33 protein-coding genes are annotated in these 25616 nt (G+C 44.6%); 28 read left to right on the top strand and 5 right to left on the bottom strand.

The genetic code is table 11. The features are described from left to right. The 11 genes from KSZ58_RS00445 (at position 1) to KSZ58_RS00495 (ending at position 7126) form a co-directional block, all read left to right on the top strand. Positions 1 to 192 (top strand): AtpZ/AtpI family protein, encoded by a 192-nt coding sequence (locus KSZ58_RS00445; RefSeq protein ID WP_009270187.1) that lies wholly within the window; start codon positions 1 to 3, stop codon positions 190 to 192. Then, positions 185 to 559, top strand: coding sequence for a hypothetical protein (locus KSZ58_RS00450; RefSeq protein WP_021420413.1), 375 nt, complete (start codon positions 185 to 187; stop codon positions 557 to 559). Before KSZ58_RS00445 ends, KSZ58_RS00450 begins: the two co-directional genes overlap by 8 nt. Beyond that, a complete protein-coding gene (gene atpB / locus KSZ58_RS00455; RefSeq protein WP_008818216.1) occupies positions 559 to 1266 on the top strand; it encodes a F0F1 ATP synthase subunit A in 708 nt (235 codons plus the stop codon). The genes KSZ58_RS00450 and atpB overlap by 1 nt, the downstream gene beginning before the upstream one ends. Before the next feature lie 28 nt (positions 1267 to 1294). Next, positions 1295 to 1540 carry an ATP synthase F0 subunit C gene (gene atpE / locus KSZ58_RS00460; protein ID WP_002606928.1) on the top strand — a complete coding sequence of 82 codons (246 nt, stop codon included), beginning with the start codon at positions 1295 to 1297 and terminating at the stop codon, positions 1538 to 1540. Positions 1541 to 1585: 45 nt separating this feature from the next. Beyond that, a complete protein-coding gene (gene atpF, locus KSZ58_RS00465) occupies positions 1586 to 2104 on the top strand; it encodes a F0F1 ATP synthase subunit B (protein ID WP_008818217.1) in 519 nt (172 codons plus the stop codon). Beyond that, positions 2092 to 2643 carry an ATP synthase F1 subunit delta gene (atpH, locus tag KSZ58_RS00470; protein ID WP_008818218.1) on the top strand — a complete coding sequence of 184 codons (552 nt, stop codon included), beginning with the start codon at positions 2092 to 2094 and terminating at the stop codon, positions 2641 to 2643. Before atpF ends, atpH begins: the two co-directional genes overlap by 13 nt. Before the next feature lie 12 nt (positions 2644 to 2655). Then, positions 2656 to 4176 carry a F0F1 ATP synthase subunit alpha gene (gene atpA, locus KSZ58_RS00475; protein WP_009270188.1) on the top strand — a complete coding sequence of 507 codons (1521 nt, stop codon included), beginning with the start codon at positions 2656 to 2658 and terminating at the stop codon, positions 4174 to 4176. A gap of 3 nt (positions 4177 to 4179) precedes the next feature. Then, positions 4180 to 5019, top strand: a complete 840-nt coding sequence (gene atpG, locus KSZ58_RS00480) for an ATP synthase F1 subunit gamma (RefSeq protein ID WP_008818220.1) — start codon at positions 4180 to 4182, stop codon at positions 5017 to 5019. Between the two features lie 11 nt (positions 5020 to 5030). Beyond that, a complete protein-coding gene (atpD, locus tag KSZ58_RS00485; protein ID WP_008818221.1) occupies positions 5031 to 6431 on the top strand; it encodes a F0F1 ATP synthase subunit beta in 1401 nt (466 codons plus the stop codon). Positions 6432 to 6433: 2 nt separating this feature from the next. Further along, positions 6434 to 6826, top strand: a complete 393-nt coding sequence (atpC, locus tag KSZ58_RS00490; protein WP_008818222.1) for an ATP synthase F1 subunit epsilon — start codon at positions 6434 to 6436, stop codon at positions 6824 to 6826. Between the two features lie 102 nt (positions 6827 to 6928). After that, positions 6929 to 7126, top strand: a complete 198-nt coding sequence (locus tag KSZ58_RS00495; RefSeq protein WP_021420412.1) for a hypothetical protein — start codon at positions 6929 to 6931, stop codon at positions 7124 to 7126. A 266-nt stretch (positions 7127 to 7392) separates the two neighbouring features. On the opposite strand, the gene KSZ58_RS00500 is transcribed toward KSZ58_RS00495, so the two are convergent. The 3 genes from KSZ58_RS00500 to KSZ58_RS00510 form a co-directional block, all read right to left on the bottom strand. Next, the gene (locus KSZ58_RS00500) at positions 7393 to 7542 is read right to left on the bottom strand and encodes a hypothetical protein (RefSeq protein WP_008818223.1); all 150 of its coding nucleotides are present in this window, start codon (positions 7540 to 7542) and stop codon (positions 7393 to 7395) included. A 42-nt stretch (positions 7543 to 7584) separates the two neighbouring features. Then, positions 7585 to 10398: a sigma 54-interacting transcriptional regulator gene (locus KSZ58_RS00505; protein ID WP_009270189.1), complete on the bottom strand. Its 2814-nt coding sequence runs from the start codon at positions 10396 to 10398 to the stop codon at positions 7585 to 7587. A gap of 190 nt (positions 10399 to 10588) precedes the next feature. Further along, entirely contained in the window at positions 10589 to 11065 is a 477-nt protein-coding gene (locus KSZ58_RS00510) for a PTS sugar transporter subunit IIA (RefSeq protein ID WP_002606937.1), read from the bottom strand. A gap of 552 nt (positions 11066 to 11617) precedes the next feature. On the opposite strand from KSZ58_RS00510, the gene KSZ58_RS00515 reads away from it, so the two are divergent. The 17 genes from KSZ58_RS00515 to ychF all read left to right on the top strand — a co-directional run bounded on the left by KSZ58_RS00515 (position 11618) and on the right by ychF (position 23567). Beyond that, positions 11618 to 11908, top strand: a complete 291-nt coding sequence (locus KSZ58_RS00515) for a PTS sugar transporter subunit IIB (RefSeq protein ID WP_002606938.1) — start codon at positions 11618 to 11620, stop codon at positions 11906 to 11908. A gap of 25 nt (positions 11909 to 11933) precedes the next feature. Further along, a complete protein-coding gene (locus tag KSZ58_RS00520; RefSeq protein ID WP_009270190.1) occupies positions 11934 to 13280 on the top strand; it encodes a PTS galactitol transporter subunit IIC in 1347 nt (448 codons plus the stop codon). Between the two features lie 122 nt (positions 13281 to 13402). Continuing rightward, a complete protein-coding gene (locus KSZ58_RS00525) occupies positions 13403 to 13621 on the top strand; it encodes a hypothetical protein (protein ID WP_002606940.1) in 219 nt (72 codons plus the stop codon). Then, positions 13618 to 14607: a dihydroxyacetone kinase subunit DhaK gene (dhaK, locus tag KSZ58_RS00530; RefSeq protein WP_009270191.1), complete on the top strand. Its 990-nt coding sequence runs from the start codon at positions 13618 to 13620 to the stop codon at positions 14605 to 14607. The genes KSZ58_RS00525 and dhaK overlap by 4 nt, the downstream gene beginning before the upstream one ends. Continuing rightward, positions 14607 to 15254, top strand: a complete 648-nt coding sequence (gene dhaL / locus KSZ58_RS00535; protein ID WP_009270192.1) for a dihydroxyacetone kinase subunit DhaL — start codon at positions 14607 to 14609, stop codon at positions 15252 to 15254. Before dhaK ends, dhaL begins: the two co-directional genes overlap by 1 nt. A 20-nt stretch (positions 15255 to 15274) precedes the next feature. Beyond that, positions 15275 to 16315 carry an alcohol dehydrogenase catalytic domain-containing protein gene (locus tag KSZ58_RS00540; RefSeq protein ID WP_008818226.1) on the top strand — a complete coding sequence of 347 codons (1041 nt, stop codon included), beginning with the start codon at positions 15275 to 15277 and terminating at the stop codon, positions 16313 to 16315. 47 nt (positions 16316 to 16362) lie between these two features. Further along, the gene (gene rpoN, locus KSZ58_RS00545) at positions 16363 to 17691 is read left to right on the top strand and encodes an RNA polymerase factor sigma-54 (RefSeq protein ID WP_142419544.1); all 1329 of its coding nucleotides are present in this window, start codon (positions 16363 to 16365) and stop codon (positions 17689 to 17691) included. Positions 17692 to 17705: 14 nt separating this feature from the next. After that, positions 17706 to 18488, top strand: a complete 783-nt coding sequence (rhaD, locus tag KSZ58_RS00550; protein ID WP_009270194.1) for a rhamnulose-1-phosphate aldolase — start codon at positions 17706 to 17708, stop codon at positions 18486 to 18488. Positions 18489 to 18635: 147 nt separating this feature from the next. Beyond that, on the top strand, positions 18636 to 19304 hold the full coding sequence (locus tag KSZ58_RS00555) for a class II aldolase/adducin family protein (RefSeq protein ID WP_142419543.1): 669 nt from the start codon (positions 18636 to 18638) through the stop codon (positions 19302 to 19304). 259 nt (positions 19305 to 19563) lie between these two features. Beyond that, on the top strand, positions 19564 to 19719 hold the full coding sequence (locus KSZ58_RS00560) for a hypothetical protein (RefSeq protein WP_217752576.1): 156 nt from the start codon (positions 19564 to 19566) through the stop codon (positions 19717 to 19719). 151 nt (positions 19720 to 19870) lie between these two features. Continuing rightward, positions 19871 to 20317, top strand: coding sequence for a D-aminoacyl-tRNA deacylase (dtd, locus tag KSZ58_RS00565; RefSeq protein ID WP_008818230.1), 447 nt, complete (start codon positions 19871 to 19873; stop codon positions 20315 to 20317). Positions 20318 to 20328: 11 nt separating this feature from the next. Further along, complete coding sequence (gene folD, locus KSZ58_RS00570; RefSeq protein ID WP_008818231.1) at positions 20329 to 21177, top strand: bifunctional methylenetetrahydrofolate dehydrogenase/methenyltetrahydrofolate cyclohydrolase FolD; 849 nt, start codon at positions 20329 to 20331, stop codon at positions 21175 to 21177. 1 nt (position 21178) lies between these two features. Continuing rightward, positions 21179 to 21376, top strand: a complete 198-nt coding sequence (locus KSZ58_RS00575; protein ID WP_008818232.1) for a hypothetical protein — start codon at positions 21179 to 21181, stop codon at positions 21374 to 21376. A gap of 14 nt (positions 21377 to 21390) precedes the next feature. Continuing rightward, positions 21391 to 21606 carry a DUF951 domain-containing protein gene (locus KSZ58_RS00580; protein ID WP_002606950.1) on the top strand — a complete coding sequence of 72 codons (216 nt, stop codon included), beginning with the start codon at positions 21391 to 21393 and terminating at the stop codon, positions 21604 to 21606. A 171-nt stretch (positions 21607 to 21777) separates the two neighbouring features. Continuing rightward, positions 21778 to 21975: a helix-turn-helix transcriptional regulator gene (locus KSZ58_RS00585; RefSeq protein ID WP_002606951.1), complete on the top strand. Its 198-nt coding sequence runs from the start codon at positions 21778 to 21780 to the stop codon at positions 21973 to 21975. 5 nt (positions 21976 to 21980) lie between these two features. Further along, positions 21981 to 22391, top strand: coding sequence for a hypothetical protein (locus tag KSZ58_RS00590; RefSeq protein WP_009270197.1), 411 nt, complete (start codon positions 21981 to 21983; stop codon positions 22389 to 22391). A gap of 72 nt (positions 22392 to 22463) precedes the next feature. Further along, complete coding sequence (gene ychF, locus KSZ58_RS00595) at positions 22464 to 23567, top strand: redox-regulated ATPase YchF (protein WP_008818234.1); 1104 nt, start codon at positions 22464 to 22466, stop codon at positions 23565 to 23567. Positions 23568 to 23733: 166 nt separating this feature from the next. Here the strand turns inward: ychF and KSZ58_RS00600 are convergent, their stop codons facing one another. Continuing rightward, entirely contained in the window at positions 23734 to 25089 is a 1356-nt protein-coding gene (locus KSZ58_RS00600) for a S9 family peptidase (protein WP_009270198.1), read from the bottom strand. 110 nt (positions 25090 to 25199) lie between these two features. Continuing rightward, positions 25200 to 25613 carry an IS200/IS605 family accessory protein TnpB-related protein gene (locus KSZ58_RS00605; protein WP_009270199.1) on the bottom strand — a complete coding sequence of 138 codons (414 nt, stop codon included), beginning with the start codon at positions 25611 to 25613 and terminating at the stop codon, positions 25200 to 25202. Between the last annotated feature and the right edge of the window lie 3 nt (positions 25614 to 25616).

Below are 25616 nucleotides of genomic sequence, written 5' to 3' on the forward strand. Positions count from 1 at the left end.
ATGAAGGAAGCGTATCAGGCTATGCGGCAGATGTTTACCATGGCACTTGCCTGTGGGGCAGCGGTATGGATCGGTGCCTGGCTGGATGATGTATTTCATACCTCGCCATGGTGTCTTCTGATTCTGTTAGCCTACGCCATCATCTCCAGTTTGTATCTGATGATTCGAAAGCTGGGTGATGATCATGAATGAAACAAGGAAAATGGGAATGGAGATCCGCATACTTACGCTGCTGCTCTGTGCGGCAGGCTGTGTGGTCTGCATCATCCTGTTTCCCGGAGCGTGGAAGTCAGGTGTCATGGGTATTCTGATCGGCTCCTTAACCGGTATTATGGGCTTCAACATGATCCAGAACATGGTTGGGCACATTGACGGAGAACTGGCGGATATCAAATCCCGTGCATTTCGCTCCTATACGCGAAGATATATGCTGTATGCCGTTATCTTTGCCTTAAGTGCCATCGCAGGTGCGCATATCGCGGCTCTGCTGGTGGGAATGCTGCTTCATAAGTGCAGTATTCTGATTTACAGCTGGAAACACAGAAAGGAGGATGAGTAGTGGACGATAAGTTTGACGGAATCGTTTTGACACTGTTTGGATACAACATCGAATTTCAGCAGTCGATTATCAACTGGCTGATTCTCTGTGTGCTGTTTTCCATATTCTTTATCTGGGCCGGCAAAAAGTTTGAAAAGGCCGATGTTCGAAAGGCGCCGTCGGGAATACTTCTGATTACAGAAATGATTACCGGGCTGTGTACCAATATTATCGGGGATAACCTGAAGCATGAAACGAAGCATTATCTGTCGTTTCTGGGTACACTGACCATGATGATGGCCGTCAGCAATCTTTTGGGACTTCTCGGACTGCAGCCGCCGACATCCAATTTGAGCTTCAATGTTACCCTTGCACTGATGATGTTTCTGACCATTCAGTATAACGGTATCAAAAAAGGCGGGCTTGGCGCACGTCTGAAGGAGCTGACGGAGCCGATGTGGCTGCTTACACCATTGAATGTCATTGGTGAGCTGGCACTTCCGATTTCGCTTTCCATGCGTTTGTTTGGAAACATACTGGCAGGCTCCATTATTATGCTGCTGGTGTATACAATGATGCGAAGCTTTCTCCCGTTTGGAGTGCTCGGATACATTGCGACACCGTTTCTGCATGCGTATTTTGATGTGTTCTCAGGTCTGATACAGACCTATATCTTCTTCACGCTGGCAAGCTTCTTCCTTAGTGAACAGGTTGCCCCGGAAGAATAACAAATGATGTTAACAGGAGGAAAAAATTATGGAATTCAATGAATATTTTGTACAGGGTATGGCACTGTTAGGTGCAGGTATTGCAATGATCGCCGGGTTAGGTCCTGGTATCGGACAGGGTATCGCTGCCAGCAAGGGTGCGGAAAGTGTTGGACGCAATCCGGATGCTGCAGGTAAGATTCGTTCCATCATGGTACTTGGTATCGCTTTGGCGGAAACAACGGGTATCTATGCATTGATTGTTGCCTTGATTCTAATCTTCATGAAAGGGTAATGTCATTCATCATGAAGCTATGAAGAAAGGAGGTATTCGCATAGTATGGATTTTGATATAAATGCCTATCTGCGGCTGAATCCGATGGATATGATCATGGTCTGTGTATCAACGCTGATCATCATCGCTATCGCAAAGCATTTTTTCTGGGACAAGGTGCTTGCCTATCTCGATGCACGCAAGGCTGCTATTCAGGCAGATATCGATGCAGGTACGCAAAGCAGGGAAGCAGGAGAACAATACAAGCGCCAGTATGAAGAGCAGATGGCCAATGCCCGCGGCGAGGCTCATGAAATACTGGAAAGTGCCAAAGCCAATGCCGTACAGGAAAAACGTGAAATTCTGGCTGCCGCAAGAGGTGAAGCCGAAGCGGTCAAGGAAAAAGCACGGAAGGATATCGAGCGTGAAAAGGTACAGGCTCGTGCAGAAATGAAGGATGCAATCGTGGATGTGGCATTTGAAGCCGCAAAACAGATTGTTAATAAAGAACTGGATGAAAGTACACATAAGCAGTACGTGGATGATTTTATCGAGCATGCAGGTGATGAGTCATGGCAGGCATAGCAGCAAAAAGCTACAGTGATGCACTGTTTGCACTTGCACAGGAGGAGCAGAAGCTGGATACATTCAAGGCAGATGTATGCATGATGGATGAACAGCTGAAGGCGTATCCCGATTTCATGCGGGTACTGACGCATCCCAAGATTCACAAGGAAGAAAAGAAACAGACGCTTGCGTCTGTATTCGGTAGTGAAGTCGATCATATGGTTTTGAATTTCGCAAAGCTTTTGATTGACAAAAGCCGTTTTCAGAGTTTTCACGATATTACCAGAGAGTTTGTAAAGCAGTATAACAAGGTAAACAATATCGAAGTGGCACATGTCCGTACGGCAAAGAAGCTGGATGATGCGGAAATTAAGCGTCTGAAATCCATGCTGGAGGAAAAGCTTTCGAAAACTGTGGAATTACACATACAGGAGGATCCGGATCTGCTTGCGGGACTGCGCATAAAGATCAATGATATGGTTCTGGATAATACCGCCAGAAGCCGTATGGATAATCTGAAACAGCTGGCACAGAGTGAGCCTGTGCAGGAAAGTTAGAGGTGAGTGCGAGTGAGCTTAAAGCCAGAAGAGATAAGTAAGCTGATCAAGGATCAGATTCGCAGATATGATGAGGATCTGGAAATCGATGAAACTGGTACGATTATCACCGTTGGTGACGGTATCGCGCTGATTTACGGTTTACAGAATGCGATGGCCGGTGAGCTGCTTCGTTTTCCCGGAGATATTTATGGAATGGTACTGAACCTGGAGGAAGAGCACGTCGGTGCTGTTTTGATGGGGGATGACTCCAACATCCGTGAAGGCGATGAAGTAAAACGTACCGGTCGTATTGTAGAGGTTCCCGTTGGGGACGGTATGCTGGGACGTGTTGTCAATGCACTTGGACAGGCAATTGACGGAGGAGAACCGATCAAAAGTGATAAGTTCCGTCCGGTAGAGCGTGTGGCACCCGGTGTTATGACAAGAAAAAGTGTACATCAGCCGATTCAGACCGGCTTGAAAATCATTGATTCCATGATTCCAATCGGCCGCGGTCAGCGTGAGCTGATCATCGGAGATCGCCAGACCGGAAAAACGGCGATTGCCATTGATACGATTATCAATCAGAAGAATAACAATGTAAAATGCATCTATGTTGCCATTGGTCAGAAGGCCAGTACGGTAGCACAAATCGTAGAAAAGCTGCGTTCCCACGGTGCCATGGAGTATACGACCATTGTATCCTCCACCGCAAGTGAACCGGCTCCGCTGCAATATATTGCGCCGTATGCAGGTTGTGCAATCGGCGAGGAATGGATGGAAAACGGTGATGATGTGCTGATCGTTTATGACGATTTGAGTAAGCATGCGGTTGCCTATCGTACCATGTCCCTGCTGCTGAAGCGTCCGCCTGGGCGTGAGGCATATCCGGGAGATGTCTTCTATCTGCATTCCCGTCTGCTGGAGCGTGCGGCAAAGCTGAATGATGAGCTTGGCGCAGGAAGTCTGACAGCTCTGCCAATTATTGAAACACAGGCTGGAGATATTTCCGCCTATATTCCGACAAATGTTATTTCCATCACCGATGGACAGATCTTCTTGCAAACGGAGCTGTTCAACAGTGGTGTACGTCCTGCCGTTGACAGTGGTCTGTCCGTTTCCCGTGTAGGTAGTGCGGCGCAGATCAAGGCAATGAAGCAGGTGAGCGGTTCCCTGAAACTGGAGCTGGCACAGTTCCGTGAGATGCAGGCCTTTGCTAAATTCGGAAGTGATCTGGATGCGGCTACAACGGAAACACTTGCCCACGGTGAGCGTTTGACGAAGCTGCTGATTCAGAATCAGTATGATCCGCTTCCGGTAACCCATCAGGTGTTATCACTGTTTGCGGCGAAAAACAAATTTCTGAAGCCGGTTAAGGTGGAGGATGTTCAGATGTATGAAAAAGAAATGCTGAAGTACATGGAGCGAAACCATGCGGACATCTTAACGGAAATCGAAGAAAAGCAGGCGCTGGATGATGCACTGAGTGCAAACATCAAGGCTGCATTGCAGGCGTTTGAAGCTGAATTCAAGAATATGATAGAAGGATAATGTATGGCAGCAGGTAAACTGGAGATCAAAGCGCGCATCCGCTCTGTTGAATCTACAAAAAAGATTACAAAGGCGATGCAGCTGGTTGCCACCAGTAAGCTGAAGAAACAGAAACAGTACATGGAAGAGAATCGGGATTATGCATATTATCTGAAAGAAACTGTGCAGGAAATCCTGTCTTCCATCGAGCATTCCAGACATCCGTATCTGCAGAAGCAGGAGGGGAAACCGTATACCATCGTCTTTACAAGTGACATGGGGCTGTGCGGCGGCTATAATGCCAACATCTTCCGTATGCTGCAGCATGAAATCGGCAATGAGGGTGACTTTGTCATTATCGGAGCACGTGGAGCCAACTGGATTCACAATAAGGATTTCCATGTTGTGCAAAGCGAAACGGATCTGGAAGAGGACTGTTACAGTGAGCTGGTTGGTGTAGCTGATCATGCATTGGAACTGTACCGCAAACAGGAAATATCGGAAATACGTATCTTATATACACACTTTGTTAATTCTGTAACCTTTGAACCGAAGCTGATTACGCTGCTTCCGGTGGAAAAGGAAGAACGAGAGAAAGCAACGACTGCAGAAACCATCTTTGAGCCTGCAGGTGACCGGATTCTGGACACCCTGGTTCCAATGTATGTGCGTTCCCTTTTATACAGCTACTTCCTGGAAACGAAAACAAGTGAACAGGCAAGCAGGCGTATGGCAATGGAAAGTGCAACAGATAATGCAGAGGAGTTGAAGGAAACTCTCGAATTACAATTCAACCAGGCTCGACAGGCCGCAATTACCCAGGAAATAACGGAAATTGTCGGCGGTGTCAACGCTATGGAATGAAAGGAGCAGCCATGAGTAAGAATACAGGAAAAATCGTACAGGTCATTGGTCCGGTAGTCGATGTTGCATTTGAGAACGGAGATCTGCCGCAGCTATTGACCGCTATTGAAATTCCTCTGAAAGACAGTGAATCTTTAGTTGTCGAAGTTGCTCAGCATATCGGTGATGAACGTGTCCGCTGTATCGCCATGGGTGGTACAGACGGTCTGGTTCGTGGAATGGAAGCCATTGATACAGGATCCGCAATCCGTGTACCGGTGGGAAAAGAAATTCTGGGAAGAATGTTTAATGTCCTTGGACGTGAAATTGATGGTCTGGGACCTGTTGGAACGGAGAACACACTGCCGATCCACAGACAGGCACCGGGCTTTGAGGAGCAGCAGACATCCGCAGAAATGCTGGAAACAGGAATTAAGGTCATTGACCTGCTATGCCCATATTCCAAGGGTGGTAAGATTGGTTTGTTTGGCGGTGCGGGAGTAGGTAAAACCGTACTGATTCAGGAGCTGATCCATAATATCGCCAAGGAACATGGTGGAATGTCCGTCGTTACCGGCGTAGGGGAGAGAACCCGCGAAGGAAACGACATGTATCATGAAATGAAGGACAGCGGTGTCCTTGATAAGACCGTGCTGGTGTACGGACAGATGAATGAATCTCCGGGTGCAAGAATGCGTGTCGGCCTGACCGGTCTGACGATGGCGGAATACTTCCGTGATCATGACCATCAGGATGTGCTGCTGTTTATTGATAATATCTTCCGTTTTACCCAGGCGGGAAGTGAAGTAAGCGCCCTGCTGGGACGTATGCCGAGTGCAGTAGGCTATCAGCCGACACTTGCGACAGAAATGGGGCAGCTGCAGGAGCGTATCACATCCACGAAGGATGGTTCCATTACCTCTGTTCAGGCAATTTATGTACCTGCGGATGACTTGACGGACCCGGCTCCGGCTACCGCATTTACCCATCTGGATGCGAAAACGGTTCTGGACCGTGATATTGCGGCACTGGGAATTTATCCGGCTGTTGATCCGCTGGAATCCAGCTCACGTATATTGGATCCGCTAGTTGTTGGTGAAGAGCATTATGAAGTTGCCCGCGGAGTACAGACGATTTTACAGCGCTATAAGGAGCTGCAGGATATCATTGCCATTCTGGGTATGGACGAGCTGAGTGAGGAAGACAAGATTATTGTCAACCGTGCCCGCCGTGTCCGTAACTTCCTGTCACAGCCATTCCATGTTGCGGAGGTGTTCTCCGGAATCAAGGGCTGCTATGTATCCCGTGAGGATACCGTGCGAAGCTTCAAGGAACTGCTGGCTGGGAAATACGATGACCTTCCGGAACAGGCCTTCATGTTCGCATCAACGATCGAAGAAGTTGTCGAGAAAGCTAAGGCTCTGGAAAACTGAGTATGATCAAAATCAAGATCATTACGCCGCTGGGTCTTTACAAGGAAGGCGAAGTCGGCGGCGTGCATGTACGGACGGTGGAAGGAGAAACGACAATTCTTCCCAACCACATGCCAATCGTTGCAATGCTGACAACATGCAAATGTTCTCTTATGGAAGGCAATGAATATAAGGATTATGCGATTGCCGGCGGACTGCTTCAGTTTGCGGACAATGAGATGCGAATTCTTGCGGATGCGATTGAAGGCCGTGAGGAAATCGATATCGAGCGTGCCAGACATGCAAAACAACGTGCTGAGGAGCGTTTGAAGAAAATGGATAACCGCACCAGCATTAAGCGTGCTGAGGTCGCATTGGCAAAAGCAATTAACCGTATCAAGGTTTACGGTGGTTAACATTATAGGGATATCAGAATCATCTGGTATCTCTTTTTTGTTAAGCGAAGCAATTGAAAAAATTCATGATTTGTTTACTTTTCAGCATACCTGAAAAATTAGATGTTATGCTATGGCTACAGGCAATGTATAAGACTCTATGGTAAAGGATACAGTGAGTTCTTTAACTGGCAGATCTATGATGCATTCAGTCTGCTTGCGGATATCATGCAAAGCGCTGGTAAACGTATGATCGGTAATTATGCTTGTGTAAGTACGCTGAATCTTCCGCAAAAAAAAGAATATGGAAGTCTGTATTGATACATCTGGGAAAAGCAGTCTTACTGAAAAGGATATCACTCTTTTCAATAAGCAATAATCTAAGCTTAAAACGGGTATCTATATTCCAACCTATTGATTGGAGCTGTTCTCTGACATGGTTAAAAAAATCGTGATGTAGAAGGTTTTTTCTAGCTAGTGGATGTAGACGAAAAAGGGAATCCAAATATCTATGAAATACAACAGTATTTGAATTCCCCCATGTATATGTATTCGTTATGGACGAGGTCCTGTAGAACTATAAAAGTTTACTTCCTTCTTCTCAACCTGTCAAAGCCAATTTGTATGAGGACAATCAGAAAAGCGATGAGCATATTCTCCAATGAGGCTGACCGGTTGAAAACCATCATGATCGCCACGATAACCGTATATTCGATTAAGTAAATTTTTCCATTCATATTCGTTCTCCTCAAAATGCTGCATGAACTGTGCTTCCACTGTTATGCAACAGCGGCATCATATGTATTCGGATACAGGGTGATCATCATATAACAGATTTCATCATCACTGATCTCAATTTCAAAGGCCTCCTCAATGGACTTGATATGGCTTCTTATTTTCTGAAAAATCTCTTTATTACTGTCCAAATAGGGCGTCTTATGGTCAAATATGATTGTCTTATTTGCTATGATACGCTCAATCATAAAACCGATATGGATAATTAATGAGAATCCGGTAGAGGCTCTGTTTTTTTCTTCATACTCCAGATCATCAAAAAGATTTTCTAAAAACTCCGCGGCAACCTTCTGAACAGCCAGTGGATTTACATACATAACATGCTGGGCCAGAAATCCTGCAGCTTCCTCTGCACTCTGGTCTGTATTTTTATGCTTTGTCTTTTGTTCGCTTACTCCTGTTTTGTTCAGAAATTTAATGAAATTCTCCTTTTTATCATCGGTAACCAGTTCGGATATATGAAAGAAAGGGGCATCCACATCAATATGTACATTTCCAATGACTGCAATCAGATTGTAGCTGTCCACGATTTCCTGATAGGTCTCATTTTTCTTTTGAAGCTCCTCATTGCTTAACGCAAATACATGGATGTAGCCAAGCGAATTTTCCTTTAATATTTCAACAATCATATTTTTAAATGCGATACTTGTTCCCTGACCGGATGAACATGCGGATATGATTGCAGGCTCTTTCTCTGAGCTTGCAAAGGCAGGCTCAAAGCGGTTTTTAATCAGATATTCATTATAGGTGAGGTCAATATGCTCATTGCGATTCAGCATGATGTGCGCAAAGTCCAAAGCAATTGCTGTGGATACGTTTGGAATCGTATGTGTGGGGATACCGGTATCTCTGGTCAGCTTATGACCAAAATCCAGAAGAGAGCCCATGTCCGCCAGAATCATCACACCCTTTTTGAGATGCAGACTCTCGATTTCCTCCATAAACAGCTGGTAGCTCTGGTTGACATCCTGTGTCAGCGGCATATCAAATGCCCTTACAAAATCCGTATGCAGCAGGCGGTTGCATACCTCTGCTATGCTGGATGCCGTATTGCCATGAGCAAGAATATATAAGGCAGCCTTTGATGAATTATCCGGTACAATATCACTTGTAATATTCTTGATCAGCAGCTGAAAGAACTTTTTCTCATCCGTTGGCAGACGCAGAGAAAACTTGCTTTCGATCCTGTCGATCATATCGTCAACAATCGCATCGCCTGTTTTCACAGGCACGGAGCTGCTCTCCGTCAGCTTTATTTTCCGCAATCTGTCAATGAGAAATTTTAAATGAAAGGCCAGAACGAGGATGCTCTGCTCCGTTATTTTTACAGACAGGCGGTTTTGTATTTCCTTCATGACCTCCAGTGAGAAATCGACAATGCGCGGTTCAATAATCTTATAAAGCTCATCCTTGTTTACTGTTTTAAAATACATGCTGTTGAGAATTTCGTCATAATAGGAAGACACTGCGGAGGATATGCGAATTGCGACCTCATCGCTCGTCAGTCCCTGTCTGGAATAATTGCGAATCTCATCAATCAGACTGCAGTATGCTTCCTCATTCAGTACATTTTCCTTTACATGTGTAATCTCATTGGAAGGTGTGATTACAAGGTCATAGTTGTAATTCTCATAATTGTCGGTGAAGGTATATCCGATTTTCCTATACTTTTTATAAGCCTCTCGGATATTGTCTGACAGAAATACATAGGGAACCTTGATTTCACCGAATTCCTTGGTTTTACTTTCAAGGAAAGAGCGGGCACACAGTATTTTTATTTCAGAGGCAAGCTGTCCGATATTTTCTGTAAAATCATACAGGGTAATAGCTTTCACAATATCCGCATCAATGATATAGGTACGCTGTGTAAGGATTGCCTCCTTGGAAAAGAGATGCTCCATGATTTTCAGCTTTTCCTGTAGCGGACGCTCGCGCAGCGGCGGCAGATTGATTGTAAGCGGAATTCTGCGCTTAAAGGTTTTCAGCAGGACATCCTTCGGATTTTCTGTTGTAGCTCCAATGATGAGGATATCCGCTTTCCGTATCGTATTTGCTTCCCCCATCTTGCGGTACTGTCCGGTATCCATAAGATAGAATAACAGCTCCTGTCCCTCCGGAGGAAGTCTGTGAATTTCATCGAGAAACAATATTCCGTGATTCGCTTTTTCAACAAGACCCTCCGTTTCCTGATCCGCGCCGGTAAAGGCGCCCCGGATATGTCCGAACAGCTGTGACAGTAAAAGCTGTGGATTGTGATAGTAGTCCGCACAGTTGAATTCCACGAAGGGATATTCCTTTTCACTCATGCCTTTTATTTTTCTGCCATAGTCATACATCGTATGCGCGAATAATGTTTTTCCAGTGCCGCTTTCTCCGGTAATCAGTGTGTGCAGACCCTTTGGTGGATATAAAATTGCGGACTGCGCCTGCTTAATCTGTAAAGACTGGCTGCCGTCATAGCCAATCATGATGGAAAAGGAATCTACCTCCTGTTCTTTTTTGAAAAACAGATCTCTGATTTCCTCCGGGGTATAAACACTCTTTTCCAGGGGAACATGCAGCTCCTTCTTTATGATATCCACAGGAACAAATAAAACAGGTCGGGTTTCAATTTTAATAAACAAGCCGTTCTTGACAGCCGTATTCAGCATGGTACTGACCGTCGAACGGTATGTGTTAAAGTGATCAGCGATATCCTTTGCTGTGATTCCGAAATTCTCTTTCTTCTGAATTCTGTTTTCCAGATATTCCCTTGTAATGACAGAATAGATATAATCGAATACTTCCTGCTCAGACATATCTACACCTCTTTTCTTTTATGAATGCATCATTTGTTTTACCATGATGCAGCAGTACGTTTATTAATGAATGTGCAGTTTGCCATTGTGCAAAAGAGCACTGCAAATGCCTTTCTCTATTGTATTGCATGATATCTGTGCTTTGTTTCTGCTGTATGGAAGGCTGCAGAAACGTACAGACAGCATCCGTTTAGGATAAAAGCTCAATCAATGAGTTCATAATCTCCTTTGGCGTTGTGGAAGCTTTAATCCGCTCCATGGATTCCTTCTCTGAAAACATTCCGACAAGCTTTTGGAGAATTGTCAGCTGATGCTCAGCACCATTCACAGCAAGCGTAAAGATGATATTTACCGGTACGGTTTCATTATCTGATCCCATTAGCGTGAAATCCACAGGGGTTTTCAGCTTTGTAATGATGATTGCCGATTTCTTAACCGTATCCCTTTCCATGGGATGAGGGATTGCAACCTTAAGTACCTCCGTGGGTAATGCTGTCGGGTACAGCTTTTCTCTTTTGATAACTGCATCCGCAAACCCTTCCTTAACATATCCCTTCCGGTATGCATCCTCACCGATTTTTTTGATAGCATCCTCAAAATCCTCTGCTTCCAGTGTTAATTCTATCAGTTCTTCAAATAATAAATCCCTTATATTGTATTTTTCCATAATTGAATACCTCCCGCTTTTTATTAAAGCAAAAATCTTGCCAAACTATGGAATTATAAGCTGATTATGAAATATATCTGAAAATTTATGAGAAAATGCTTCCCTTAAGCTCCTGTTTACCAAGGCTGAAATTTATCACTATGCTTATGCAGATAACATGCAGAGGTTGTTTGTGATACCATAGGGACATGGAAAAGCTATGATTTACAGAGCATATTCGTTCGTGATTGAAATCTCATTTAAAATTATAGCATAGAAAATATAAAAGAAATAATAAATAAATGCAGTTATCTGTAAGCATGCATGAAAGGGATATACGTTATAAAAAGAGTGTTGGGGAATTCGGGTTACATATATAAGGAAGCATATTGGAAAAACAGCCGTTCTGTAAGACAAAAGAAGAGACAAAAAAGCATTTTTGCATATAGCTTCCCTATGCTTTCTCCGGTGTAAAAACAGAGGAAAAAAGTGTCTGTTCACTGGAATTGGCAAAATTTTTGCTTTATTAAATAGGCGTAAACGACCTGAAAGATGGTTAGAAAGGAGAATGAGATGAAAACAATTATCGTTGCCTGCGGAGGTGGTATCGCAACCTCGGCTACATGCGCTACAAAAATCAATATGGCGCTGGAAGAACGCGGATTGAGTAATCTGGCGAAGGCTGAGGCTGTCGATATCAAGTCACTTGATAATTTCATCAAGACTGCAGATGTCTATGTATCCATTACCCCGATGCGCGGTGTGGTACAAAGCTATGACATTCCGGTAATCAGCGGGATCCCGCTGCTGACAGGAATGGGCAAGGATGCCTGCATTGACGAGATTGTCAAAGCATTAAAGTAAAAGAAAAGAAGAGGAGAAAAAAATTATGGAAATGTTAGCTACCGTATTCCAGGGTCTTCTTGACCTGGGCGCTGCCGTATTTCTTCCGATTGTGTTATTCATTATCGGCTTGATCGTAGGCATGAAACCTGGCAAGGCGTTCTCATCCGCATTGACCTTAGGTGTTGCATTTATTGGTATCAATTTATTGATTGGGTATATGGGGGATACCGTCGGGGCTGCTTTCACAACAATCGTTGAGGGATCAGATAGTACATTAAAGTATATCGATATGGGATGGGCACCGGCCCTTGGACTTGCGTGGCAGTGGCAGTATGCGTTCCTCATGTTCCCGATACAGATTGCCATCAATGTTATCATGCTGCTGCTCGGATGGACGAACTGTCTGAATGTGGATATGTGGAATGTAGGAAACAAGGTGTTTACAGCCTTCCTTGTCACAAGTGCATGCAATAATGTGATTGTTGGCTTTATCGTTGCTATTGTACAGATTATCGCGGAATTAAAGAATGCGGATTACACGAAGTATCAGATTCTGGAGCTTACCGGTGTTCCTTCTGTAGGTATGCCGCACTGTATGTTTTTAAGTAATATCTTCTTCTATCCGATTGCAAATATACTGGATAAGATTCTGCCAAATACAAAGACGCTGAATGCGCAGGAAATACGTAATAAAATCGGTATCTTCGGTGAAAATCACGTACTTGGGTTCCTGATGGGAACCATTATCGGTCTTGCGGCAGGACAGGGTTCCGGTGCATTGCTGCTCGGTGTACAGGCAGGTACTGCATTGACCTTATTCCCGATGGTTTCCAAGCTGTTTATGACCGCACTGACACCGATTTCCGATGCGGCAAGTGAATGGGTGAAAAAGAAATTCCCGGGCCGTGAGCTGATCATTGGGCTTGACTGGCCAATTCTGGCAGGTAACTCTGAAATCTGGGTTGCCATCATTCTGACAATTCCGGTTGCATTGATCTTCTCGCTGATTCTGCCGGGAAATACTGCGCTGGTTCTTGGAAATCTGATGAATGTCTGTGTTTGTGTACCACTGTTCCTGGCAATGAAGGGCGATGTGCTGAAAATGTGTATCGTTTCCTGGATCTGGTGTCCGATTTTAAGCTATGCGGCATCCGTTATGGGACCGCTCCTGACCAATCTTGCAAATACTGCCGGAACCTACAACACCGATATCACATGGTGGGGCTGCGATATTGCGGAAATCCGTTTTGCAATATATGAAGCAGCAACCGGCAATATGATCGGTATCGTGGCATGTGTTGCTGTTGTGGCACTGGGAATTCTGTACTTCCTGAAGCTGGCACCCGCAAGAGAAAAAGCCGCAAAGGAACGTCTGGAATCCGGACAGTAAAAAAGTGTCTTTCCTTCTGTATGTTGTAATATAACCTATGGAAAAGCAGCTTATGTCGCTGCAAATTGACACAGTATCTATCATAGTAATGCAATAAGCAAAATGAAGAATGAGGTGATCCTATGAGCAGATTTCAACAGTTTTGGTGGTATATAGGCGTTTGTATGACAGCTGTCGCGCTTCTTTTATCAGTAGTGACACGCAACTGGGTGCTGGCAATACTCTGCGCCGTTTCCACTGCCGGACTGCGAAAATTAAATGACAAGGTTGAATTACCGAAGGTATATACACAGAGGGGGATTAAAAATGAGTGGTTTACACCAGGGAGACAACAGAAATGAAAAAGATAATAAATAATCCGAATGCCGTTGTTGAAGAAATGCTGCAGGGTATTGAAATCGCGAATCCGGATGTTTTATATGACAGGGAAGGCGTCGTCATTGCCCGCAAGGAAAAAAGTGATAAGGTCGGGCTTGTATCCGGAGGAGGCAGCGGTCATGAACCGGCGCATGCCGGCTATGTCGGCTATGGTATGCTGGATGCCGCAGTGAGTGGTAATGTGTTCGCATCGCCGTCCCCGGACCGGGTGCTGCGTGGAATTCAGCTTGCAGACTCCGGTCATGGTGTTCTGCTGATCATAAAGAATTATGCCGGAGATATCATGAACTTTGAAATCGCAGAAGAGCTTGCCGGCATGGAAGGTATCGAGGTTGATCATGTCGTTGTGAGGGATGATGTTGCTGTTGCGGAAAGTGATGAATCTACAGGCAGACGTGGTATTGCAGGAACAGTATTCGTGCATAAGCTTGCCGGTGCGAAAGCAGAAACAGGGGCATCTCTTGCCGAGGTTAAGCGTGTTGCGGAAAAAACGATTGAGAACGTAAGAAGCTTTGGGGTATCGTTATCAGCCTGTACGATTCCGGCGGTCGGCGCATGCGGCTTTACGATTGAGGAGGACTGCATGGAGGTCGGTATGGGCATCCACGGTGAAGCAGGTATTGAGAAAACGAAGCTGAAGCCGTCAAAGGAAATTGCGGATATCATGGTAAACAGAATCCTTGCGGATAAGGACTATGGACGGAGTGAGGTTGCAGTCATGATCAACGGTCTGGGTGCCACTCCTTTGATGGAATTATATATTCTGGCTTCTGATGTGCATGCCCGGTTATGTGCCCAAGGTCTGAAGCCGGTCAAGTATTATGTTGGAAACTATATGACGGCTATTGAAATGGCAGGGGCATCCTGCAGTATCCTACAGCTGGATGAGGAATTGAAAAGGCTGCTGGAGTATCCAAGCAATACCCCGGCATTTAAGGAGATTGGATAATGGGATTTCAATTACAGACAAAGGATTTTATCCGCTATTTTCAGGAAGCCCGTGAGGTGATTGCTGCGCAGAGGGACTATGTCACGGAGCTGGACTCCACGACAGGGGATGGCGATCACTGGGTGAATGTGAATATGGGATTTGAAAAAATAACAGCTCTGTCAAAGGAGCTGGAAGACATGACGCTGGCAGATATGTTCAAAAAGGTTGGAATGACAATGTATTCAGCTGTCGGAGGCTCCTCCGGGGCGCTTTATGGCAGCGGATACATGGCGGCCGGAAGAGCTTGTGCCGGCAAAGCTGTGCTGGATGTACACGGTCTGTATGAGGTGTATGACGCCATGCTGCAGGAAATCATGAAGCGTGGAAAAACAGAGCCCGGACAGAAAACGATGATTGATGCATTATACCCGGCACTTCGTGCATACAGGGAAGGATTGGACGCAGGCAGGTGTGATGAAGAAATCATTCAGGATTTTATGGAAGGCGCCGCAAACGGTGCGAAGCGTACAAAGGAAATGGAAGCTGTAAAAGGAAGAGCCAGCTATCGCAGCGATAAGGGCGTAGGACATCTGGACCCGGGAGCTGTTACGATGGCAATGCAGCTGGAATGTATGGGAAATATGATATTGAATACATTGAAATAAAAAAACAGGAGGAGATACTTATGATGAAGAAAATACAATTTTACGCACCCGGTGATATCCGTGTGGAGGAGGCAGAAATTCCTGTACCGGAAGCAGGAGAAATCGTTATTAAAAATGAGGTTACCTTAACCTGCGGTACAGACGTGAAAACGTATAAACGCGGATACCGCTATGAACCGCCGTTCGGCATGGGGCATGAAGCAAGCGGTGTCGTATATGCCGTCGGTGAAGGGGTTACCGGGTTTAAAGTCGGTGATCGTGTGGTTGCACACAATTCGGCATCCTGTGGAACCTGTTACTATTGTAAAAAGGGACAGGAGTCCATGTGTGTGGATCTGATTCAGAATCAGTTTACCAACGGAGCCTATGCGGAGTATCAGCTGATTCCGGAAAGAATCGTCAAATTGAATACCTTCCATATTCCGGAAGGAATGTCCTATAAGCAGGCTGCACTGCTGGAACCGCTGGCTTGTGCCTTGTATGGAACGGAAATGACGAACTTTGATCTCGGTGACTATGTTTGTGTAAACGGCTGCGGACCGATCGGTCTGATGTTTGTACGTATGTGTGTATTGAGAGGTGCACATGTTATCGCCTGTGATATGACACCGGAAAGACTGGCACTTGCGAAAAAGCTGGGTGCTCAGGAGATCATCAATATCAAGGATCTCAACGGTAAGGATCAGGCAGAGGCAGTAAAGGAGCTGACACCGGATGCGCGCGGTGTGGATGCGGCAATTGAAGCTGCCGGATTACCGGAGGTATGGCAGATTGCCCTGCGTATGGCAAGACCTGGCGGTGAGGTTCTGTTCTTCGGCGGTACGAAAAAAGGCCTGGAGGTACCTGTGGATACAACACTTGTACACTATTCTCAGCTGACATTGAAGGGTGTGTTCCATACAACTCCGCAGCATGTAAATGCAGCCTTTGAAATGTTGAAGATGGGGGCAATCAGTGCAGAGGATTTTGTACAGAATGAATACTGTATTGAGGATACTGAAAAGGCGATTGTAGAGCACGCTAGCGGTAAGGTTATCAAAAACTGCATTGTATATAAATAAAAACACAGGGAATTGAAAACTGCGTTTTATGGATGTATAATTCAACTATGAAACAGTCGTTGGAAATTATACAAAATCAGAAACAGAAATTCTCATCGAAGCTCGTACCCTCTATGGAAATCCTGGCACTTTCTCAGCATGAGCTGGAGTCCCTGGTCGATGCAAGTCTGATGGATAATCCGTTCTCTGATGTTGATCAGAATACAATATCCTTAAAGACCAGAGATGTCGATTTGGATTTTCAGGGGGTTCGAAAAAAACAGAGTGAGCTTCAGGAAATTGTATATGCGGATGAAAGTCAGGATGATTTGTTCGAGCATGTCATCGTGCAGCTCTATCCGCATATGCAGACAAAAAAAGATGAAGAGGTTTTTACCGTATTATTAGAGTCTTTGGATTCCAGAGGATTTCTTTCAGAAACACCGGATGATTTGTGCAGATTCCTGAATATAAAGAAGACAAGGCTGCTGCAGTATTTGCATGTCCTGCAGCATGTAGATCCGAAGGGATTGGGCGCAAAGGATACCGGAGAATGCATATGCATTCAGTTATCGGAAATCGAGGGCTCCACTCTGGCACAGCATATCGTATGTTCTCATCTGGAGGCACTCAGTACAGGAGATTTTTTGAAAATTGCGAAGTTGGAGCATACCGATGTGGAGCATGTAAAACAGGCGTTGTCGCTGATTCGTTCACTGAATCCCATACCCGCAAACGGCTTTAGAGTACGGGAGAAGACGGTGTTTATCATTCCTGATGTATATATAAGGAAAGAAGATTCTACGTTTCTTCTGGAAATGAACGCCAGACTGCAGGATAAGCTCAGTATGAATACGGAAAACTATGAGCTTTACAAATCAGCGGCTTGCAATGCGGAAGCAAAGGCCTTTCTGAAGGAAAAGCTGAATGATTTTAAATGGCTTCAATATAGTATTTCCAGACGGTCGGTGACGCTGAAAAAAATCATAGCCTTTCTGGTTGAATATCAGGCCGCCTTTTTCCAGACAGGAGATGAACGTGCATTGAAGCCGCTGCGCCTTGTGGATATCGCAGAACAGCTAAAAATGCATACCTCCACCATAAGCAGAGCGATTTCCGGTAAATTTTTTCAATGTGAATATGGAACCTACTCCTTTCACTTTTTAGTGCCGAGATGCTATGAACGGCAGGGAGAAGTGACAGCCTCCATAGATACTATTCGAAACGAGATTAAGGAAATCATCCGTTCTGAGGATAAACAGCATCCCTATTCCGATGAGAAAATTCATCAGCTGCTGGAGGAAGACGGATTTGTGATATCCAGAAGAAGTGTAACCTTATACCGAAAGGAATGCGGCATACCGTCCTCACGGAATCGAAAGACTATCCATATATAGAAAGGATCGTCATAATGAATATTTTAGACGTAGCATTTGTAGAAGAACTCGTTGATGCCTGCCAGTATTTCTGGGAAGCAGGATGGGGAGAATATCATGCAGGAAATATCAGCTATCTTCTTTCAGATGATGAATTTGATCAGCTAAAGGAGTATATGCAGGTGTCGGCATCTGTTGATGTTGCCTTTGACACAGCTGGCTTAAAGGGAAAGGCATTTATTGTCACAAAATCCGGAGCATGCTTTCGTACAATGAAGAAAAAGTATGAACGGGATCTGGGAATCATTCAGTTCAAGGAAAACGGATATGATATTCTGTGGGGACTTGATCAGGGAAGAGGAAGACCAACCAGCGAGCTTCCCGCCCATGTACTGTGTCATCGTGCAAGGCTCGCAGATGATGCAAACAACAAAATTGTAATGCACTGTCATCCTACCTACCTGAATGCAATGACGATGATTCATGAGCTGGATGAGGAAAGCTTTACACAGACCTTGTGGAAGATGAATTCCGAGTGTGCGCTGGTGTTCTCGGAAGGACTGGCAGTATTGCCCTGGATGAAATGCGGAGAAGGTCCGATCGGTCCGGCGACAGCTGATAAAATGAAGGATAAAAGGGTCGTTGTGTGGCCGTTCCATGGTATATTCTCGAGTGGCAATTCCATTTCGGATGCCATCGGCTTGATTGAGGCAATCGATAAAAATGCGCATGTATATGTTCTGGTGAAAGCCAATATGATGCATGGAATGACCGATGAAAATGTACGGGAATTGAAAGAACATTTCGGACTGAGCTGATTTCTTCAGCTTTCGATTATGGCAAGGAAAAGGAGACAGCAACTTCTTTTCCTTTTGTCATAGAGGAAACATATGTCTCATTAGATAGTGTTTTGATCAGCTTCTTTCGGAATGAAAGAGAAGGATATGAAAAGGAGAGGACCTCATATGTTAGAGCATTTAAAAAAGGATGTTTGTGAAATAGCAAGGCGTGCGCAGAGGGATGGGTTATGTAAACACAAATCAGGGAATTTTTCTGCCCGTGATGCGAAAAGCGGCTATATTGTTATTACACCGACCAGTATTGATCGCGAAATGCTGACACCTCGTGATATGATTGTTATGGATCTGGATGCCAATGTTTTGGAGCATGCATCCGGATTACGACCGACGAGTGAAGCCTTGATGCATTTGATGATTTATAGGACGAGAAAGGATGCGAGGGCAATCGTGCATACACACTCCATGTATGGCACCACGTTTGCTTTGTTGAACAAACCGATTCCGGCAATCGTATATGAGGTCGCAAATTTCGGGCTTACCAAGGCACGTATTCCGGTAGCACCCTATGGCCGCCCCGGTACGATGGAGCTGGCTGATTCTGTTGTTGAGGTCTGTAAGGAGGCGGAATGCTTTTTACTGGAAAAGCATGGTACGGTTGCTTTTGATACAAGAGATATTTACGAAGCGTATTTAAAGGCCAATTACATTGAGGAGCTGGCACAGCTGTATTATAATGCGCTGACAGTACATGAGGGAAAGGAACCGGAAGCTTTTTCACAGGAGGAGCTGCAATGCTGGGAGTATCCAAAGGAAATCAGCTTCGCTGATGAATAATGTCAGTCAGTTTTAGCGCGGAGGAGGATTCTCTATAGGTTAATGCGCCCTTGTGTGTGTTATGGAAATGCATAAGGGATCAGATATGTATGTCCGTGCTGTGTGTGTCATCTGATATTGCTTTTCAACAGAAATGCAGGCATGAACAATATAGGAAGTGAAAGCCCAATTCTGGGCTTTTTCTTGTGTATGGCTGCATCGTATTTTGTCGGCACATATACGAAATGTTTGAAATACGCAGAAATCCAATGCGAATGCTATGGATAAGCCGGAATCAGGCTCTGCCCTTGTGACAAAGGCTGACGGTATGCTACAAGATATCGTCTGTCACAGCTATTTAAAGATACACAAAAGGGATGAATTTGTTTTATCGTCAACGTCAGCTTTTTCCATAGGAATGATTCAGAAAGCTTGATGCAAATGAAAATCATTGTTTCTTTGAACAACTAATTCCTGCTTCATATATGTTTATTTTCGGAATCTCTCCCTAAAATGAAAAATATTCAGAAAATAGAATTGTGTTTGTTACAAAGTTACGGTATACTAGGAAACAGCGAGGTGACATCATGAGAGTATTGCTACAGAGGGTACAGCATGCAAGTGTGCGTGTTGATGGAGCTATAACAGGAAGTATACAGCAGGGATTTCTGCTGCTGGTAGGAATTACGCCGTCGGATACCGAGGACATCATGAGGAAGATGGCAGGAAAATGCGCACAGCTTCGTGTATTTGAGGATGAAAATGGAAAAATGAACAGAGGGCTTCAGGATATCGGTGGCAGTATTCTTTCTATATCACAGTTTACGCTGTATGCGGATTGTAAACGGGGAAGACGCCCGGGATTTGAAAAAGCGGCACGCGGGGATTTTGCACAGCCGATGTACCATGCATTTAATGAAGAGCTCCGTACTTATGGTATCCATGTGGAAACGGGGATCTTCGGTGCGGATATGAAGGTGGATTTACTGAATGACGGTCCGGTTACAATTTTGCTGGACAGTGAAGAATGGTAGGAGGAAGTGAAATGGGCACAATTTTATATGGAAGTGAAATAGCGAAGGATATACGTACCTCGTTGAAGGAACAGATTGATGAGCTGCGTGAGAAAGGAAAAAGGATTCCGAAGCTTGTTGTGATTCTGGTAGGGGATAATCCTGCCAGCCTGTCCTATGTGACCGGTAAGGAAAAGGCGTGCAGAGAAATCGGAATGGAAAACATTCTGCTGCGGCTGCAGGAGGATACCACAGAAGAAGCGCTTTTGGCGGAAATTCACAGATTGAATACGGATACCTCCGTAGACGGTATTCTGGTACAGCTCCCGCTGCCAAAGCATATGGATGAGCATAAAGTTCTGTTTGCTATTGATCCGCTAAAGGATGTCGATGGCTTTCATCCATATAATATAGGAAAGCTGATGCTGCAGGAGGATACCTATCTGCCCTGTACTCCAAAGGGAATCCTGCGTATGCTGGACACTGCTGGATATTCTGATTTAAGCGGTCTTCGCGCAGTCGTCATCGGCCGCAGCAATATTGTCGGAAAGCCGGTTGCGCAGCTGCTGTTAAACCGCAATGCCACGGTAACCATATGCCATTCCAGGACAAGGAATATCGAAGAAATCTGTGCGGAAGCGGATATCCTGATCGCATCCGTTGGAAGTCCCCGCCTGGTTACAGCTGACTGGGTGAAAAAGGGAGCTGTTGTCATCGATGTCGGCATTAACCGTGTGGATGGCAGGCTGTGCGGTGATGTGGATTTTGAGACAGTGAAAGACAAGGCGGCCGTAATTACACCGGTACCTAAGGGCGTTGGACCGATGACCATTGCAATGCTCTTGGAAAATACGCTGGAATCCTATCGGAAACACAGCTGATATGCTGATAGAATTTTTGGGTGAGATACTGGTTGAGGGAGTGGCATATGGGACCTACGGTCTGATGGAGCTGTTTCTTGACAGTCTGTATAAGGGCTGGAACAAAACGCTGAAGAAGCTGCTGTGTGTGCTTATGGGAATCACCATGTGGATTCTGATAGGGTATATGATCATCGGAATTCTGGAAATCGTCTTATAAATGTGGAGGTGCTTATGATAGAAAAAGATTATGATCTCAATGATATCGTCGAAATGAAAAAGGAACATCCATGTCATAAATCAAAATATTGGAAAATTATACGTATGGGGGCAGATATTCGCATTAAATGTCTGGGCTGTGGTACAAGTGTGCTGTTTCCCAGAGTGCAGTTTGAAAAGAAATTAAAGAGAATTATAGAAAAGGCTCCCGGAGAAACGAATGAAAACTGACATCCTATGCGATGTCTTTTTTATAAGGTAGGGGAAAGATACAACAGCGCCTTATATTTATAATAATAGCGAGGACAAACCTATTCAAAGCATTAATAAAATATGAATGTAAAATATAATTGACATAATAGAAAATAAAGCATACAATAAAAGGGAAGAGGAAGTGGTGCAATGGCGAAAAATCTGAAATTGAAGGCTGCGAGAGCAGCGATGGATCTGACACAGGAACAGCTTGCAGAAAAAGTCAGTGTAACCAGACAGACAATCAATGCCATCGAAAAGGGAGATTATAACCCAAGTATAAATTTATGTATTACCATATGCAGAGTATTGGGAAAAACACTGAATGATTTATTTTGGGAGGAGTGAAGATTATGAAAAACTTTGATGAACGACAGGAACAGGTTCGCGGCAGAATTATGACTCGTGCCTTCCTCATAACGATTATACTCATGTTACTGGCTGCATTTCTAAACGATATGCAACTGTTTGATTTCGAAAAGAATGTCGGCTTTGGAGAAACGCTGATCAGTATTGTCTGTATTGCTATAACATACGGCTCTGTGGCAAGTATTTTGAGCAACTCTTATTTTGGTCCGCTGAAGGATGGCAGAATGGCGTTTATTGCTTATGTATTTACCGCGTTGTCGATCGTGCTGGCAGCCTTGACGATCTTTGATCTCATTCGCGGAGAAACACTGGTAGTTATGAATATCATTTCCCTCCTGATGGTGTTTAGTATCAGCATAAGTTTGTGGATCCGTAAGTCAGATTGGAAGAAATAACGGATTCCCCGTATTTGCTTGCATATATGCGAAAAAAACGATAAAATGGTAAAGCGAGAGGAAGGATAGTATATGCCATTAACTGCAGGAATCGTTGGATTGCCCAATGTCGGTAAATCCACATTATTTAACGCCATTACAAAAAGCCAGGTAGAAGCTGCGAATTACCCGTTTGCGACCATACAGCCAAACGTTGGAGTCGTGGAAGTGCCTGATTATAGAATCGACCGTCTGGTGGAGCTGTTTCACCCAAAGAAAACCATTTATACAACCTTTGAATTTACGGATATTGCCGGTCTGGTTAAGGGAGCCAGCAAGGGAGAGGGGCTTGGAAACCAGTTTCTGAGCAACATCCGTCTAACGGATGCCATCTGCCATGTAGTACGCTGCTTTGATGATGCGGATATTACGCATGTCGAAGGAAGTGTTGATCCGATACGTGATATTGAAATCATCAATCTGGAGCTGATTATGGCGGATTTACAGACAATTGATAACCGTTTAAGCAAGGTGGAGCGCAAGGCTGTCACGAATAAGGACAAGGATGCACTTGCAGAGGTTGTCGTTTTGAAGAAGCTGAAGGAAGCGCTGGAGGCCGGAAAGCCTGCGCGAAGTGTAGAGCTTGATAAGGATGAGCTGCTGCTAATTAAGGCATTCAGCCTTCTGACTATCAAACCAATGATTTATATAGCAAACATGTCGGATGAGGAAATCGCCGATCCGCAAGCCAATCCATATTTTCAGAAGGTGAAGGAGCTTGCAAACTTGGAGCATAATGAGGTTGTTCCTGTTTGTGCGAAGATTGAAGAGGAGCTTTCAGAGCTGGATAAAGAAGAGAAAACGGAGTTTTTGAACGAGCTTGGAATTCAGGAAAGCGGTCTTGATAAGGTGATAAAGACAGCATATCATATTTTGGATTTATGCACCTTCCTGACAGCCGGAGAGGATGAATGCCGGGCATGGACATTTCATCGCGGAATGCTGGCACCGCAGTGTGCCGGTGTGATACACACGGATTTTGAGAAAGGTTTTATCCGTGCAGAATGCTATAAGTTTGATGACATTGATAAACTGGAAACTGAACAGGCTGTAAAGGAGGCAGGAAAGCTGCGTCTGGAAGGTAAGGAATATGTTGTTCAGGATGGAGATGTTCTGCATTTCCGATTTAATGTTTAGGAAACAAAGCACCTGTTGATGCATTTCATTTATCATATGTAAAAAGAGGTTTCTTCCCATTGATTGTGTAGAATAATCCGGGAAGAAGCCTCTTTTTGCCTGTTTTAGGTCAATTTTTCTGTATATTGATATATGATTTATATAGTATTCAATTTATAGAATATCATCATTTTTTAATAAAACTTGCCATATCTTCAATAAACGCCTGATTTACATGACCCTTTGTTTTGTACTCCTCATTCGTCGGTGTTCCTTCTCCATCTATCATAAGGTGCGTTGCGTTCGGATAGGTTGTGAATTTCCAGTTTTTATGCGTTTCAAAATTCTTCCTCCAGATTGCCTGATCTTCTTCTGTGACCTGATAATCACGCAGACCCTGTGCACATAATACAGGGACCTTGATATCCGCAGCCTGCTGAACAGCATCATAGGACAGCAAATCCTTCATATAAGCCTTTGACATACCTCCGAAAAATATTTTGGCATCACTCAGCTCATCAATTCGCTGCAGATCCTGCTGATCCTGTTTGTACTGATCGATAGCTGCCTGTTCGTCCTTTGTTAAGTTTCCATCCAGCTTTGCCAGATAGGTAACCTGTTCCATCAGCAGCTCATCCAATGCTCTTGCAGGGGCAGCCATCATGATATAGCCTGCACAGCCGTCCGTTTCTGCTGCGATTCTTGGAATCAGATAGCCGGAGAGACTATGCCCCAGGATATAGATTTTATTTGTGTCAATCTGTTTTTGCTGCTTCATCTGGCTGAATGCTGCCACAGCATCGAAAATTACCTCCTGCTCGACCGTATCCTTCACTGTAAAGGATTCAGGATATGTGTAGGTTCGCTTATCATAGCGGTAGCTCGCAATACCCTTTTTCGCAAGTCCCCAGGCGATATCCTGAAACGGTTTGTTATCGTAAATGGTCTCATCCATATCATTCGGTCCGCTTCCCGCCAGAAGAATTACAAGCGGAAAGCTTTTACCCTCTGCCGGAGTTGTCAGTCTGCCGCTCAGCTTTTTTCCATCGGCAATTTGCAGCTCATCTTCACGCTCCTTGACACCATCCGGAGCTTTCGCTGCTTTCTTCTGTGATTTGTACGGCTTAAAGAACAAGCCCTGAATTTGATCCTGTTCATTCAGGCTCACCTGAATATTGGTATTCTGTTCCTCCATACGGCATGGTATCATGATGATTGTCGAATTTTGATAGCTTTGTCCATAGGGCTGCTCTGCCTCAATCAGTGATCCGAGACTGTCATTATAGGCATCCAGCTGCTTCTGGAAGGAATCCTCCCGTACAGCCTTATGCATTTGCTCATCATATGCATAATCCTTCTGCAGCTTATCATATTTGCGCTGCGTCAGATCCTTTACAAACTGAAGCGCCATATCACTTTGCTTGTCGCTCAGCACGATATCAGCAACCTCATCGGACTGTCCCTTCTTCTCTTTTTCGCCGCTGCAGGCTGCCATAAGAAAACATAGCAGACAGCATATGACAATTTGAATTTTCTTTTTCATGTTTTACCATCCTTTTTTTTCATTGTATCACAATCGTGAACTACCGCCAGCTAAAGAGCAAGCGGCTTCCAATGAATGCCTGCGCATTCATCAAAACTTTTTGTTCGTGTTCAGATACACGTAACTGGTACGTTCACCGTACCTCTACTCCATCGCTCTCGCTTTGGCATACATGGATATACTTTTCGTATGATATTGCTTGCTCCATTGATATCGGCATTTATTAGAATGCCGTTTTTGCTTCTGTATAATCCTCGCTTGATTCTTTTCCCTGTGAAGGTATGCGTTACATCGTTTCCATAGACTGGTATTTGATCCTCGTCAATGGAACTAGCCTTCGATTGTATTGCTTCTTCACAGACTACGACTCTGATTCCTGCCGCTTCTCCTTTATATTTGATCATTTCGATCAGCGTACGAAACGGTATCTGCACAAATGTCTGATTGTTCTTCTTTCCCATATGGATACGCTTCTTCCAACCCGCATTATTTCCTACGACGATAACTTCAATTCCTTCCTCCACACA

Origin of the sequence: Erysipelatoclostridium sp. DFI.2.3 (assembly GCF_019132535.1) — a bacterium.
GTDB classification, from domain to species: domain Bacteria; phylum Bacillota_I; class Bacilli_A; order Erysipelotrichales; family Erysipelotrichaceae; genus Clostridium_AQ; species Clostridium_AQ innocuum.

Coding starts and splice junctions, on each gene's coding strand:
- KSZ58_RS00540 (WP_008818226.1), top strand. CDS start 15,275: ATGATGAAGAAAATACAATTTTACGCACCCGGTGATATCCGTGTGGAG.
- KSZ58_RS00500 (WP_008818223.1), bottom strand. CDS start 7,542: ATGAATGGAAAAATTTACTTAATCGAATATACGGTTATCGTGGCGATC.
- KSZ58_RS00600 (WP_009270198.1), bottom strand. CDS start 25,089: ATGAAAAAGAAAATTCAAATTGTCATATGCTGTCTGCTATGTTTTCTT.
- KSZ58_RS00560 (WP_217752576.1), top strand. CDS start 19,564: ATGGATAAGCCGGAATCAGGCTCTGCCCTTGTGACAAAGGCTGACGGT.
- KSZ58_RS00450 (WP_021420413.1), top strand. CDS start 185: ATGAATGAAACAAGGAAAATGGGAATGGAGATCCGCATACTTACGCTG.
- rpoN (WP_142419544.1), top strand. CDS start 16,363: ATGAAACAGTCGTTGGAAATTATACAAAATCAGAAACAGAAATTCTCA.
- KSZ58_RS00520 (WP_009270190.1), top strand. CDS start 11,934: ATGGAAATGTTAGCTACCGTATTCCAGGGTCTTCTTGACCTGGGCGCT.
- KSZ58_RS00580 (WP_002606950.1), top strand. CDS start 21,391: ATGATAGAAAAAGATTATGATCTCAATGATATCGTCGAAATGAAAAAG.
- KSZ58_RS00555 (WP_142419543.1), top strand. CDS start 18,636: ATGTTAGAGCATTTAAAAAAGGATGTTTGTGAAATAGCAAGGCGTGCG.
- KSZ58_RS00585 (WP_002606951.1), top strand. CDS start 21,778: ATGGCGAAAAATCTGAAATTGAAGGCTGCGAGAGCAGCGATGGATCTG.
- atpG (WP_008818220.1), top strand. CDS start 4,180: ATGGCAGCAGGTAAACTGGAGATCAAAGCGCGCATCCGCTCTGTTGAA.
- atpH (WP_008818218.1), top strand. CDS start 2,092: ATGGCAGGCATAGCAGCAAAAAGCTACAGTGATGCACTGTTTGCACTT.
- KSZ58_RS00445 (WP_009270187.1), top strand. CDS start 1: ATGAAGGAAGCGTATCAGGCTATGCGGCAGATGTTTACCATGGCACTT.
- KSZ58_RS00515 (WP_002606938.1), top strand. CDS start 11,618: ATGAAAACAATTATCGTTGCCTGCGGAGGTGGTATCGCAACCTCGGCT.
- rhaD (WP_009270194.1), top strand. CDS start 17,706: ATGAATATTTTAGACGTAGCATTTGTAGAAGAACTCGTTGATGCCTGC.
- KSZ58_RS00590 (WP_009270197.1), top strand. CDS start 21,981: ATGAAAAACTTTGATGAACGACAGGAACAGGTTCGCGGCAGAATTATG.
- dhaL (WP_009270192.1), top strand. CDS start 14,607: ATGGGATTTCAATTACAGACAAAGGATTTTATCCGCTATTTTCAGGAA.
- atpD (WP_008818221.1), top strand. CDS start 5,031: ATGAGTAAGAATACAGGAAAAATCGTACAGGTCATTGGTCCGGTAGTC.
- KSZ58_RS00505 (WP_009270189.1), bottom strand. CDS start 10,398: ATGTCTGAGCAGGAAGTATTCGATTATATCTATTCTGTCATTACAAGG.
- atpF (WP_008818217.1), top strand. CDS start 1,586: ATGGATTTTGATATAAATGCCTATCTGCGGCTGAATCCGATGGATATG.
- ychF (WP_008818234.1), top strand. CDS start 22,464: ATGCCATTAACTGCAGGAATCGTTGGATTGCCCAATGTCGGTAAATCC.
- folD (WP_008818231.1), top strand. CDS start 20,329: ATGGGCACAATTTTATATGGAAGTGAAATAGCGAAGGATATACGTACC.
- atpC (WP_008818222.1), top strand. CDS start 6,434: ATGATCAAAATCAAGATCATTACGCCGCTGGGTCTTTACAAGGAAGGC.
- dhaK (WP_009270191.1), top strand. CDS start 13,618: ATGAAAAAGATAATAAATAATCCGAATGCCGTTGTTGAAGAAATGCTG.
- atpE (WP_002606928.1), top strand. CDS start 1,295: ATGGAATTCAATGAATATTTTGTACAGGGTATGGCACTGTTAGGTGCA.
- KSZ58_RS00495 (WP_021420412.1), top strand. CDS start 6,929: ATGTTATGCTATGGCTACAGGCAATGTATAAGACTCTATGGTAAAGGA.
- KSZ58_RS00525 (WP_002606940.1), top strand. CDS start 13,403: ATGAGCAGATTTCAACAGTTTTGGTGGTATATAGGCGTTTGTATGACA.
- KSZ58_RS00510 (WP_002606937.1), bottom strand. CDS start 11,065: ATGGAAAAATACAATATAAGGGATTTATTATTTGAAGAACTGATAGAA.
- dtd (WP_008818230.1), top strand. CDS start 19,871: ATGAGAGTATTGCTACAGAGGGTACAGCATGCAAGTGTGCGTGTTGAT.
- KSZ58_RS00575 (WP_008818232.1), top strand. CDS start 21,179: ATGCTGATAGAATTTTTGGGTGAGATACTGGTTGAGGGAGTGGCATAT.